Source organism: Paenibacillus graminis, from assembly GCF_000758705.1.
Classification (GTDB): domain Bacteria; phylum Bacillota; class Bacilli; order Paenibacillales; family Paenibacillaceae; genus Paenibacillus_AQ; species Paenibacillus_AQ graminis.
Genome location: NZ_CP009287.1, coordinates 4,948,306 through 4,961,715 on the forward strand (window position 1 = coordinate 4,948,306; position 13,410 = coordinate 4,961,715).

Genomic DNA, 13,410 nt, shown 5'->3' on the forward strand with positions numbered 1-13,410 from the left:
CAACCCGACTCCGGCTCATTGTGCCTCTGCGGCATACCAAACGGGCATCCCCTCGCATCTAACGCGAGAATAGGATGCCCGTTGCTGCTGTATGTGTTAATTCTTCCAGCTTCTCTGCCCCAGAGCTAACTGGAGAATTTCACAATAAAAGTACTGATTTCATACGGCTTGATTTCACAGGTAACCGCCCCGCCGGGCTTCACTTCACCCACCGGCCGTTCCATCAGGTCACACTCCTGCCAGGAATGAACAGGATAATCGCTGCTGAGCGTTACGGTGCTGCGGGTGCCTGTATACTCATGCAGGCGGACGATAAAGCCTTCGCCGTTCTCCGCCATTTTGAGAGCGTCAACGGCAATGCTGCCGCAGTCCGTCTTAATCAGCGATTTGCCGGCACCGGCAGAATAACCCCCTTTGACCACACGCAGCGGATTGTTCAGTGACCAGGCTTCCTGAACCGTACTTGCCGCTGCCCAGTCGCCCTTGTGGGGCAGCAGGGCATAGGTGAACCGGTGCTCCCCCTGGTCCGCCTGCCAGTCAGGCTCGGTTGCCGACTTAATTAGTGACAGCCGCATCACATGGTCCTTAATGTCATAACCGTATTTGCAATCATTCAGCAGGCTGACGCCATAACCCCGCTCGGACAGATCTGCCCACTGATGGCCGACACTTTCGAACCGCGCATAATCCCAGCTTGTATTCCAGTGCGTCGGCCGCTTCACGTTCCCGAACTGGATGTCATAGGTAGCCTCCGTAGCCCGCACCGCTACCGGAAAAGCGGTCTTCAGCAGCTGATGCTGCTCATGCCAATCGGCCAGCGTCTCAAAGTCAATCCGGGCGCTTCTGCTGTACACCTTGACTTTCTGAACAATGGAGGAGTCCATATATTTCCATGTGAATTCCAGCACTGCCGTAAGCGGGCCGCATTCGGTCAGCTCTACCGAGCGCAGGTCAGTGATTTCTCTCTTTTTCTCCTGATAAAACAGGTCAATATCCCAGGCATCGAACATCTTCGGTTTATCTTCAAAAACCTGAAGCACGTTGCCGTTCTCGCCTGGAGCCAGCACTTCCCTCTGTTCCCTGCGGTCATAGATGCGGCTCAGCTGCCCCGCTTCGTTCCATTCCAGCATATAAAACGGTGTCGTAAGCCGGGAATCCTGCCATTCGAACGGAATAGGACAGCCGGACGTTAAGGAGTTGCCTTCCGGTACCTCAATCTTGCCCACGGCAGAATCGGCAAAATCAGCAGAACCCGCCTGTACCGCCATGGCCGCCGCAGTTCCAGCCTTTATAACTGTGCTGCCGAGCATCGGAACCGCCGGGACCTCGATCAGCCACTCCCCGCCAACAAGCTGGGAAGATAACTGTTGGCCGTCCGCAGTGGTCCACGCCGTGTCTTCTCCTACTGCTTCAAAAGGAATGGCCGCGAGCTCTGTCCGCTCAAAAAATGCTCCATTGAAGACAGTGTACACAGTCTCCTGCCGGGAATCAGCCCCGTCAGCTAGTCCTTCAGTCAGCTCTTTAGCCAGTCCTTCAACCGGCTCTCCAATCAGCTCTTCAGCCGGCCCATTAACCAGCCTTTCGGTCAGCCCCTCTGCCGCTGCCTCCGCCGCCGCGCTGCCGATCCGCTCCGCTTCTGCATACTCCAGTCTTGAATCCTCGTACACCTCGCGGATGGAGGAGCCGGGAATAATATCGTGGAACTGGTTGCGAAGGATAGTCTGCCAGCCTTCCAGCAGCGGCTGCGCAGGATAGGCGCTGAAGCTGCCTTTTTCCACAGCGAGGAGAACCTGCAGCCATTCCGCTTCACGGTACAGCAGCTCCAGCTTCCGGTTCATCCGTTTGTTATAGGCCTGGCTGGTGTACGTTCCCCGGTGGTATTCCAGATACAGCTCCCCGTCCCAAGTATGAACATACTGGTCCGTGCTGCGGACCGTTTCATTCAGGCGTTCAAAATACTCATCCGCCCGCCCCGTCCGGACCGCAGGAATCCCAGGCATCTTATCAAGGCGGCGGCGCATTTCCAGCATTTCGCGGTTAACTCCCCCGCCTCCATCGCCGTATCCGTAGGAGAGCAGCAGCTCGCGGTTCAGATTCTTATCCCGGTACTGATCCCAGATGCCCTGAACGGAGAAGGCTTCAATCAGACCGTTGTAGGTGTAATACCAAGCGCCGGAGTCTGGCCCCTCAGGTGTGGTGATAAAATGGGTCAGCACTTCGCTGCCGTCAATGCCTCTCCAGCGAAACGTATCATGGGGCATACGGTTATATTGGCTCCAGCTGATTTTGGTCGTCATGAAGGTATCAATGCCTGATTTGCGTAAAATCTGCGGCAGCGCCCAGCTGTAGCCAAAGACATCGGGGAGCCACAAATATTTGCAGTCCGCACCGAATTCCTCCCGGAAGAACTTCGTCCCGTACAAGATCTGGCGCACCAGTGATTCCCCGCTGGTCAGATTACAGTCCGCCTCCAGCCACATCGCGCCTCCGGCTTCCCAGCGGCCCTCTTCCACCCGCTTGCGGATTTCGGCATAGATTTCCGGGTAATCCTCTTTGATGTAAGCATACAGCTGAGGCTGGGTCTGCAAAAAGATATATTCCGGGTACTGCTTCATCAGGCGGAGCACCGTCGAGAAGGAGCGCGCCGCTTTTTCCCGCGTATGGGTAAGCCGCCACAGCCAGGCAACGTCGATATGGGTATGGCCGATTGCGGTTACGGTTACCGGATGCTTCGACTCAAGCATTGCCAGCTGCTCCAGCAGCAATGATTCTGCCGCCTGGACGGAAACGTAAAAGCCTGCACTGCCCGGTTTCGACCAGTCCAGCTTGTTAAAAGCCCGGTTGAGCGCCATCAGCAGCCCCTGCTTCTCCGGCTGATTGTCGGCAAGCTGCTTGTAGGCGGATAGCGCAGCACGGCCTGTATAATACAAATTATCCGCCGCCTCATCCAGCCAGGCCAGCTCTGCCCGCTTGATCCGGTGCTCCTGCGGAACCGGGCGGCCTCCGCCCTCCAGCCCTGACCACAAGCGGAAGGTAAAGTCCAGCGCACGGCCCGCCGCATCCTCCTCCAGAAATACCTCCTGATGATTGGAATCCACCCCTTGATAAGGTTTGCCGTCAAGATACAGCAGCGACTCAAAGCCGCTGTTGTTGCCTCCGCCGGTCCGGCCGAAGTCAAAAAGTCCGACCACACGTTTCCCCTTCCACTCAGCAGGCACTTCAACAGTGCGATGCAGCCAGATGTACACATCCCGGCCGGTCCAGCAATCCCCCTGCTGAAGCCTGCTGTCTCCTTCAGGCTGCGGAGGGTACATTCCGTTCGCTCCATCCTTATCCTCTACTGCCAGCCAGTCATTCAGCTTAGCAATTTCACGGTAACGGTACCCTTCCAGCTCCCGCAGCCGCGCCCCCAGCTTCTCCTCGGTCCAAAACATTTGCCCTTCCTCCTCTTATAACACGTGTTATGTTGCCGGAAAAAGCGCGGTTACGCGCTTTCTCCTGCCCTTAATACTGCAGGCAGCCATATTTTACCGCCCGCCTCCGATGTTGTTCCGCCTTCAATCTGCTTCAGCACCCGCCGTACCGCTTCTTCCCCCATGCCTACATAGGGTATTTCCACACAGCTTAATGCCGGAAGGCTAAGCCGGTGGCCCTGGATCGTGTTGTCCGCCGCCATCACCCGCAGCTCTTCGCCGATCTGCAGGCCCAGCTTATGGGCGGCCCGGTATAAATCCGGGACCCCGCTGGACCAGTTCACCAGCAGCGGCGGCGGCGGCTTGCTGATATCCGCCAGCTTCAGGAGCCATTCCTCCCAGTCCACCCGCCCTTCCCGTTCAGGAAGGCGGAAGGAAAAGGGATTCATGCCCCGGCCGCTGCACCAGCGGGTATAGGCGTCCCGGCGCGTCCGCTCCGCCCAGCTCCGGATAACGCCATGATATACCTCAGCATATACCGGAGTCTGGAGCTGCGGCGTTCCCGGCCGCAGCAAATAATCCAGCGCCAGCTCCACACTGCCCTTGTAGTCGGCCAGCACAGAGCATACCCCCTCCGCCTCGGCATAGCCCTCCACGGATACGTAAGGAACCCCCGCCTCGCCAACCTTGGCGGCCCATGCTTCATCGCGGTAGCTGGTATCATCCAGCGTCACGATGCCGTCGATCTTCCGCTGGTGGTAGAGATCCACCAGCTCATCCCTGGCTTCGCCGTCCGGCCGCTGGCCCGGCGAGCAGAGCAGAATGTGATAGCCGTGCGCCTCACATTCCCGCTGCATGCCCTCCAGCAGCCGCATGAACAGCGGGTGCCGTGTGTCGCCGAACGCAGCCAGACTCATGGTGCGGCCCGTCTTCATGCTCCGCGCCTGGGCGTCCACATGGTAGTTCAGCTCGCGGATCGCTGCCAGCACATTCTCACGCGTTTCCCCGCTGACGCCGATGCCCGGTGTACCGTTCAGCACAGCAGAGACTACGCTGCGGGACACACCGGCCAGCTTGGCGACGTCGTGGCTGGTCACTCTTTTTTTGCCCATATCAGCACCTCGGCAAAAGTATAACACGTGTTATTTCTATTGTATACCCTTTTTATGGAAAGGGGCTGCAAGGGGATGGTCAAGAATTCCGGCTTCCTGAAGCTGCTGCTTGCTCTCCTCCACTTGGGCGTGGACCCCGTCGAACAGCGTCTTGGCCTCTTCCTCTTTACCAAGGGCTTGTCCAAAGGAGACCCGTTCTTCAGCAGTCATTGTTAGCCCTGCCGCCTCTTTCTCTTGAGGTTCTCTCCTTGGTCCCCAGCGTAAAATAGAAGGCTTAATGCCCTATCCGGCCTTTTCTACTTGTTACGGGCACCAAATCATGGGTACAATTAATTATTAGTACGTGTCATCATACAAAGGATAGGTGAAACAAATGCAGAATTTCGGATTTGCAAGAGTCGCCGCCGCATCCCCTGAACTGCGGGTTGCTGACTGCGGGTATAATGCAGCACAAATTATGGATGTGATCGGACAAGCGGATGAGAAGCAGGTAGAATATCTGGTGCTGCCGGAGCTGTCCATTACCGGCTATACCTGCGGGGATTTATTCCTGCAGCCGGTGCTGCAGGAAGCCGCACTGGCTGCCTTGCAGAAGATCGCCGCCGCTACCAAAGGGCGGAATCTGATCGTCATTGCCGGCTTGCCCGTTTCCATAAAAAGCAGGCTGTTCAACTGCGCTGCCGTATTGCAGCAAGGTACAATTCTGGGTCTTGTAGTGAAGACCTGCATCCCCGGCTACAGTGAATTCTATGAGCCCCGCTGGTTTGCCGGGGCCGAAGAGCTGGAGGTATCAGAGCTGCGGATTGGTGAAACCGCTGTGCCAATCGGCAATGATCTGATCTTCACCAGTGAAGGCGGCAGCGGAATCTCCTTCGGCGTGGAAATCTGCGAGGATCTCTGGGTTCCGGTTCCTCCGAGCAGCCTGCTCGCCCAGGCCGGAGCTGCATTGCTGTTCAATCCCTCGGCCAGCAATGAGCTGGTGGGCAAAGCGGACTACCGCCGCCAGCTCGTCTCCAGCCAATCCGCCTCCTGTGTGGCAGGTTATGTCTATGCCGGCTGTAATACCGGCGAATCGACAACGGATGTCGTGTTCGGCGGCCACTCGCTAATCGCCGAGAATGGGCAGATGCTCGCGGAATCCGAGCGCTTTACCCATGAGAGCCGCCTCATCATCGCCGACATCGATGTGCCGAGAATCCAGTATTCCCGCACGGTGATGGGCACCTTCCGGGCCGGCAAGGGCGGCCGGAACTACCGTGAGGTGCTCTATGCGGCACCGGGCGCCCTGCTTGAAGGACGGGAGCTGGTCCGCACCCTCGCCGTGAATCCGTTCGTTCCCGGCAACCCGCAGCAGCGGGACGACCGCTGCCGGGAGATTCTCTCCATCCAGACCTCCGGCCTGATGAAGCGCATCCGCCACATCGGCACCAAGCAGGCGGTAATCGGCATCTCCGGCGGTCTGGATTCCACGCTGGCGCTGCTCGTCGCCGTGCGGGCGATGGAGCTGCTCGGCCGCCCGGCCAGCGATGTGCTGGCGGTCACCATGCCGGGGTTCGGCACGACGAACCGTACCTACGACAACGCCGTCGGCCTGATCAAGGCACTTGGCGCTTCGCTCAAGGTAGTGGATATCAAAGCGGCCTGCCTGCAGCATTTCGAGGATATAGGCCATGACAAGGATGTTCACGATCTGACCTATGAGAACGTTCAGGCCCGGGAACGAACGCAGATCCTGATGGATCTGGCCAACAAGAATGGCGGCATTGTGATCGGCACCGGCGATCTGTCGGAGCTTGCCCTCGGATGGTGCACCTATAACGGTGACCATATGTCTATGTACGGTGTCAATTCGGGCATTCCGAAGACGCTCATCCAATATGTCGTCGCCTGGTATGCCGATCACGAGGCCGACGAGACTGTGAATAAGCTGCTCTATGACATCATCGACACAGGAATCAGCCCTGAGCTTCTGCCGCCATCCGCCACGGGCGAGATTGTCCAGCTTACGGAGAATATACTGGGGCCTTATATAGTGCATGATTTCTTCCTGTATTACATGCTGCGGACAGGCGCTTCGCCCGCCAAAATGTTCTACCTTGCCCGGCATGCTTTTGGCGACGCCTATCCCAAAGAGCAGCTCGTGAGCTGGCTCCGGGTATTCGTCACCCGCTTTTTCACCCAGCAGTTCAAGCGCTCCTGCCTCCCGGACGGACCTAAGGTCGGAACGGTCAGCCTCTCGCCGCGCGGCGACTGGCGTATGCCGAGCGACGCTTCTGCCGCGCTTTGGCTGCGTGAGGTTGAGCAGCTGTAAGCTTCAGCTCAGCTGGAGAACTGCCTGGAAAGTATCTGAATGCTGACAGCAACGGCTGCGCCGTCCAATAAGGACAGCGCAGCCGTTTTTGATGTAGAATGCCAGGCTATGGAGATAGAATCTAGTACAAATATCCTAAGTGGACTTGGAGCTGAGGGAGGGAGTAAAGTGGAAAAAGTGAACCTAATCCAGCCCATCTGGCTCCCGAACCATCATTAGTGGGAAAAAGGTAATCCAATTCAGCCGATTCACCCCATGATGAGTGAATTCACTTCAATTAAGTTTACTAATTCCCCCTAATGCTATCCGCGGGTGCCTTAACTGAGGATTTAGGTATACTCATTCCACTTCACTATTTTCAGCTCCGCATCTTCGAACACTTTCTGCATCAAGATTCCATCGTTACTCCTACATGCTATTTTTTTCCCCATACAGCCCGGGTGATCAATCGCTCTTGTCCAGCAAAAGTATAAAGCGGAGCGGAGGCGGCTTAGACTTCTCATCCCTGCGCCTTGTTTCTTCCTCACCCCGCCTTGCTTCTTCACTACCTGCCAACGCTACCGCTGTGTTTCACGGGCGGCATAACCATAGACGTTGTTCAGTACAAGCACCTGGTCACTGCCAAGCGGAGTATGAACCGTTACCGTCTCACCGGGTTCAGCCAGAAGCAGCGCTCTGCCCATAGGTGACCAGAGGGAGATCGAAAACTCATCCAGACTGGATTCACCGGGAATCACAATACGATATGCATCTGTCAGCGTTTCCGGGCCGATCTTCAGCGAAATCCAGGAGCCGATCAGTACCACAGAGCGCGTAAGCTCATCACCGGCTCCGGCCAAAATACGCTGCACACATGCTTGATACTTCTCAATCAAAGCACGGATCTCTGCACGGTCCGCAGGCGATTCCGTTGCCGTCCGTTCCAGAATGCCATAGGTATTCTCATCGAAATATACAAGCTGGCGCACCAGTTCCTCACGCAGGGAATCTGTAATCAGACTATGGTTCATAGTAGATTTCACCCGCCTTCTTCATCCGGTCTTGCTCGAAAATCTGCACTTGTCCTCTCATTTCGCTCATTCCTTCCATATAGTAAAATAGATCCCGCTATGGGGATCTATCTATAACATATCATCTTTTGTCAGAAATACAAGGCCAATCCGCCTTTAGCACCGTTTGCCGCCAAGATTAACGTTTACCGGCTTCTGCTCTGCTGTACATATTCAGCTCCTGCAGCCGGATCAGCACCTTGCCGAAACGCCCCCCCTGCTGAACCGGCACCTTGCCGTCAGGATAAGTGCGGTGCACATATTCCGTAACGGTCCGGCGGGCAGCCTCATCGGCGGGCAGCTTATGATGCTTCAGGAGCATCAGTGTCTCCTTGATCGCTTCCTCGCTGGAGAGCTCGGTGCTTTTCATCTCGCGTGTGATCAGCGACTCAAACGAATATCCCTTCAGATAGAGCAAGTGGGTTAAATAAGCCATATCCGAGCTTTTCACATGCGATTCATGCCCGTTCAGCAAAGGAAGCACCTCATTCAGCAGACTGTTCTCTCTGTCCCCTGCATTCAGGCTGATGTAGCAGTACTTGCGGGCACAGCTTAGCACACTCTCCACACTCTCCCAATCCACAACCACCGGAGACATGGACACAAAGACCAGATCGAAAGCGCCCTTCCAGCCTTTGGCCTCAAGATCCACATGTTCGAATCGCTCGCGCACCAGCTCCACCTGTCCCGGACCGAACCTGGCGGTATTCTCCATGAACAGCTCGGATAATGGAAGGTTCGGCTCCACTGCGGTAACCTTCGCCCCTCTATCGGCAAAAGGAACCGTGAACCCGCCCGAAGCCGCACCCACATCCAATACAGACAGTCCTTCAAAGTCGACCCCCTGGCCTTCAAGCCAGCCGATAATCCGCTCGCTTCTGCGTCTTCCCCCTTCACTGAACACTTCTTCATTAAATGACTTCGCTTTATGGTCAAAGGTACGTGCCATGTCCATCCCCGACTGCTTGAACCTGTTGCCCGTCGCCTCCGGGTCCTCTTTCCAGGCCTTTTCCCATACATCGGCATTAAATAAATCGTTAATCATTTTAGCTCATCCCTTTCCAAGATCGTTAATTTCAAGCTTTTACAGATTTAAAAGACTATCTATATCTATAATCATTCCGCAGAAAACGGCGGATGATCAGTCCACCGTTATTTTTCCGGCCAGCTCGGACATCTTCTTGTTCTGTAGATACCGCTCCATCTGCCGCTCCGCTTCGACCATCTCCTGCTGAATCAGACACTTGCTGGAGTGGTTGAGCGTACAATCGAACAACGAAGCCGTGCCTTCAATGGCATGAATGATGTCCAGAAAAGAAATCTCTTCCTGCCTGCGCTTCAGCCGGTAGCCGCCGTTCGCACCGGATGCGGACTCGATGAGATCCGCCTTGACCAGCTTGGTCAGGATCTTCGACAGATACGTAGGAGATACCCCCTGCCGTTCCGCGAGCAGCTGTACACCTATTGGCTTGTTCGGTGCAGCAGATACCAGATAGAGCATTGTGTGCAGCGCATAGTTGGTTGCCTTTGAATATTTCATCCATATCCACCTCAATCAAAGACTTTATTAATCTATAATAGCGCTAAAGAACGTAAAAAGCAAACGAGACTTAAACAGCTGCCCGCAGCTGAAATCCGTTTGCTTCCTTCCACGTTATCCTTAGCTCATTGCGCCCAGCTCATAAATGAACCTATAGTCCCCGGAGCCCAGCATTACTTTCACCTCATGCTCCAGCTGCTCTGCGGAATGTACGCCGATGGCCTGCTCAAGGTGCACATCACCTTCCAGCACACGGGGCAGACCGGCATTCGGGAGATATAGCGCAGCAGAAGTATTCGGCGGGACTGAAACGGACAGTTCCATCTGATTCGAAGTAATACTCCATTCCGAGCGGATGCGCCCGTACACCGTTTCAAGCGCAGCTGCAGCCCAGGTCAGGTCCCCGCCCGGCTGCGGCTTGATCACAAATTCCTTGTATCCCGGGTGCGCTTCATCCAGCTCAATGCCTGCAATATGGCGGTATAAAAAATCCCCGATGGCTCCATACGCATAATGGTTGAACGAATTCATATTTTTGCTCCAGAAGCTTCCGTCCTCCTTTATCCCGTCCCAATGCTCCCAGATGGTCGTCGCTCCCTTGGTCACCTGGTACAGCCAGGAAGGATAATCGGTCTGCAGGAGCAATTTGTAGGCCGCATCCATATGCCCGGCTTCACTTAACACAAGGTTCAGATAAGGTGTGCCCACAAACCCGGTGGTGAGATGGTGGCCGCTTTCTTCCAGGAGCTTCAGGAGTTTGTCTGTTGTTCTTGCTTTCGCCGGTCCTTCCACCAGTCCGAACATCAGAGCCAGCACGCAGGCTGTCTGTGTGGGTACGGATAGACGCCCCGAAGGAGTGATGAATTCACGGTTAAAAGCTTCTTTAATGCGGCTGTAGAGCACCATGTATTGCTTAGCTTCATCTGTTCTTCCAAGCACATCGGCTGTCTTCTGCAGAAGCTGAACGGAATAAGCATAAAAGGCTGTCGCGATCAAATCGGTGTCCGTAGCACCTTTGTAGCTGTCCTGTTTCGCATCCAGTCCCAGCCAGTCGCCAAAATGAACCCCCGTATTCCAAAGATACTCATCTTGGCCCTGCTTGCGGATATACTCCACCCAGCCCCGCATGCTTGGATATTGCTGTTCAAGGATACGCTTATCCCCGTAACATTGGTACAGCGTCCACGGACAGATAACGGCAGCGTCGCCCCATGCCGCAGACGAATGATCATTTTCTCCCAGGACATCCGGGATCACGAACGGAACACCGCCATGTTCCAGTTGATCAGCAGACAGATCTTTGAGCCATTTGCTGAAAAACGGCGCCACATTCATCAGATATGCCGAAGTGCGGATGAACATCTGCGCATCTCCGGTCCAGCCGAGCCGCTCATCCCGCTGCGGGCAATCCGTCGGCACGTCGACAAAGTTGCCTTTTTGGCCCCACAGAATATTGTGCTGGAGCTGGTTGATCAGCGGATTGGAGCACGCGAAGGAGCCTGTGTGCTCCATATCCGAATGAAGTACGATCCCTGTAAAATCCTCTGGCGAGAGTTCCTCACCGAACCCGGTCAGCTGCACATAACGGAATCCCTGGAAGGTAAACCGCGGCTCATAGCTTTCCCGTCCTCCGCCTTTGGCAATATACGTGATCTTCTGCCGGGCGCTTCTCAAATTATCGGTATAGACATTGCCGTCCCGGTCCAGCACCTCGAAATGAACCAGCTCTACCTGCTGCCCTCGCGGGGCGGTAAGGCAAAACTGCATCCAGCCAACCATGTTCTGCCCCATATCAAGTACGGTTTCACCGGCCGGCGTCTTAAGCAGATTAAGCGGCTTGATCTGATCTATTTTCCTTACCGGAACATTCTCCTGCGCCACCAGAATCTCCTTCGAATGCGGGAGGAGTTCAACCCGGGACCAGCCGCTGTCGTCATAACCGGGCTGGCTGAACCCGCTCAGTTCCAGTCGGGCATCATAGGTCTCTCCGTGATACAGCTCCGACATCAGAATCGGGCCGGCGGCTGCAGTCCAGTTCTCACCCGTCGCAAATATCTGCTCGCTCCCATCCTCATAGGTCAGATGGATTTGCATAAGCAATGCGGTGCGGCTGCCAAAAATATGCCTGCGGTTATCCCAGGCCAGGTTTCCTTTATACCAGCCATTCCCCAGCCACGCACCTACAGCATTGTCACCTGCTGCAATCTGCGCTGTAATATCATAAGCCTGCACCTGCAGCCGCTGACTGTAGCTGGTCCAGCCCGGGGTCAGATAACCATCGCCTACGCGCAAGCCGTTGAGTTCCAGTTCATACAGTCCCAGGGCGGTCGCATACATTCTGGCCTTAAGCGGTTTAGCAGCGGCTTGAAAGCTGCCCCGAAGGAGCGGACAGCGCTCCGCTTCTACACCCAGCAGTGACAGCGGAGCGCTGATCCATTCCGCCTGCCAATCCTCCTGTGCCAGCAGCCCCATCTCCCAAAATGCAGGTTCCGACCATTCCGTACCCCGGTTCTCCGTATCCCACACTCTAACCCGGTAATAATAACGCTGCCGTGAACCCGGCAGCAGTTCCGCCAGCTCCACATGGGCCGATTGCTCTGAATACACCCTCCCGGAACTCCATAATATCCGGCGGAAATCCGCTTCAACAGAGACCTCGATCTCATAGGACTGCTGCAGCACATCCCGCTCCTCCGATTGAAGCTGCCAGCTGATTCTAGGGAAGCGCACATCAAGCCCGACCGGATTTTCTTTATACTCTACACGTAACTTTTGAACCGTTAGCATCCTGTCCACCCCGTCTTTTCTTGGATTCACCCTATAATTTTGAAACGCTTTCTATTACAATTATAAGAATTCAAATCCATTCTATTACCTGTAAAAAAGACATTTCACCTGCTTAAAAAGGACTTTTTGTCCGGTGGAGAAAGGGGGGGGACGGGTGAACTCTTCAAACCATACGTTGAAAGGCGAAAGCTTTTTCGAAAAGAACCTGCTGCTGTATGTGAACCGTGCTACGGAGACTTACCAGCTTCCGCTTCATTCCCATGATTTCATCGAGCTGGCCTTTGTTGCGGAGGGCAAGGGGTTCCACTATATAGAACAGGAGGTTCACCATGCCTTCAAAGGACAGCTATATTTCATTCCTGTCGGCGTCTCCCATGTCTTCCGGCCTTCGTCGCCTAGTTCCCTCAAAGAACCGCTTGTGGTCTATAATTGTTTGTTTACACCGGAGCTTCTGGAGGGACTGACCCCGGTTATTCCGGACACGCCGATTGCAGATTACCTGGCACAGATCCGAAATCACCAGATTTCTCCGTTCTCGGTCACTGACCCTCACGGTTCCATCGAGAGCCTCTTTCTCTCTCTTCACCGGGAGTACAATCTCCCGCAGACCGGTTCCGGCAGCTATCTGTTGTCCCTGTTCATTCAGCTGATGATTACCCTGTACCGCTTCAAGCATGACGAGCTTCAGTTTCCGGTGAATAAGCAAACGCGATTCCTGCATGTTCTCCGCTATATCCAGCAGGAGTATGCCCGGGACATTACCCTAACTCATCTTGCCCGGACCTTTGACTGGAGTGAGCGTCATCTTCAACGTTTGTTCAGGGCGCATACGGGGCAGACCTTTCACCATTTCCTGCAGAATGTCCGGGTTCAACAGAGCTGTGGACTGCTAACCCGGCAGCTGCATACTCCCATCCCGCTCATTGCCGAACAGGTGGGTTACCGTGATACCAAAACCTTCAGCCTGGTCTTCAAACGGATTATGGGAAAAACCCCCGGCGGGTACCGGCAAGAGGCGGAAACCGCGGCGGCGGCAGGCGGGGTCAACAACAGCAAGGGTCACGAGTAGATCAGCAGATCTTAAATAGTGGAATCAAACCATTCTAACCGGGATGGAGCTAGAATCATTTTTACGACTAGTAGATTGACCCAAAAAATAATGCAACTAAAGGCTTCAGCGAATAAGCAAAGCGCGTGC

At 55.1% G+C, this 13,410-nt stretch carries 9 protein-coding genes; 2 read left to right on the top strand and 7 right to left on the bottom strand.

What is annotated here, in order from left to right; translation table 11 throughout:
* Positions 1 to 125: 125 nt before the first annotated feature.
* From PGRAT_RS21320 to PGRAT_RS33380, 3 genes are read right to left on the bottom strand one after another with little or no spacing between them, the layout of a single operon-like run.
* Complete coding sequence (locus tag PGRAT_RS21320) at positions 126 to 3,434, bottom strand: alpha-mannosidase (RefSeq protein ID WP_042267200.1); 3,309 nt, start codon at positions 3,432 to 3,434, stop codon at positions 126 to 128.
* 50 nt (positions 3,435 to 3,484) lie between these two features.
* Positions 3,485 to 4,525 carry a LacI family DNA-binding transcriptional regulator gene (locus tag PGRAT_RS21325; protein WP_042267202.1) on the bottom strand — a complete coding sequence of 347 codons (1,041 nt, stop codon included), beginning with the start codon at positions 4,523 to 4,525 and terminating at the stop codon, positions 3,485 to 3,487.
* A 36-nt stretch (positions 4,526 to 4,561) separates the two neighbouring features.
* Complete coding sequence (locus tag PGRAT_RS33380; protein WP_155990547.1) at positions 4,562 to 4,735, bottom strand: hypothetical protein; 174 nt, start codon at positions 4,733 to 4,735, stop codon at positions 4,562 to 4,564.
* A gap of 163 nt (positions 4,736 to 4,898) precedes the next feature.
* Here PGRAT_RS33380 and PGRAT_RS21330 point away from each other — a divergent pair, with 163 nt between their 5' ends.
* Positions 4,899 to 6,836 (top strand): NAD(+) synthase, encoded by a 1,938-nt coding sequence (locus tag PGRAT_RS21330; protein ID WP_042267204.1) that lies wholly within the window; start codon positions 4,899 to 4,901, stop codon positions 6,834 to 6,836.
* Between the two features lie 557 nt (positions 6,837 to 7,393).
* On the opposite strand, the gene PGRAT_RS21345 is transcribed toward PGRAT_RS21330, so the two are convergent.
* From PGRAT_RS21345 to PGRAT_RS21360, 4 genes are all read right to left on the bottom strand, one after another.
* Entirely contained in the window at positions 7,394 to 7,846 is a 453-nt protein-coding gene (locus PGRAT_RS21345) for a GreA/GreB family elongation factor (RefSeq protein WP_025708822.1), read from the bottom strand.
* A gap of 178 nt (positions 7,847 to 8,024) precedes the next feature.
* The gene (locus PGRAT_RS21350) at positions 8,025 to 8,930 is read right to left on the bottom strand and encodes a class I SAM-dependent methyltransferase (RefSeq protein ID WP_025708821.1); all 906 of its coding nucleotides are present in this window, start codon (positions 8,928 to 8,930) and stop codon (positions 8,025 to 8,027) included.
* Between the two features lie 96 nt (positions 8,931 to 9,026).
* Positions 9,027 to 9,425, bottom strand: a complete 399-nt coding sequence (locus tag PGRAT_RS21355) for an RrF2 family transcriptional regulator (RefSeq protein ID WP_025708819.1) — start codon at positions 9,423 to 9,425, stop codon at positions 9,027 to 9,029.
* Between the two features lie 120 nt (positions 9,426 to 9,545).
* Positions 9,546 to 12,212: a family 78 glycoside hydrolase catalytic domain gene (locus tag PGRAT_RS21360; protein ID WP_025708817.1), complete on the bottom strand. Its 2,667-nt coding sequence runs from the start codon at positions 12,210 to 12,212 to the stop codon at positions 9,546 to 9,548.
* Positions 12,213 to 12,366: 154 nt separating this feature from the next.
* Here PGRAT_RS21360 and PGRAT_RS21365 point away from each other — a divergent pair, with 154 nt between their 5' ends.
* Positions 12,367 to 13,281: an AraC family transcriptional regulator gene (locus tag PGRAT_RS21365; RefSeq protein ID WP_025708815.1), complete on the top strand. Its 915-nt coding sequence runs from the start codon at positions 12,367 to 12,369 to the stop codon at positions 13,279 to 13,281.
* Positions 13,282 to 13,410 lie beyond the last annotated feature (129 nt).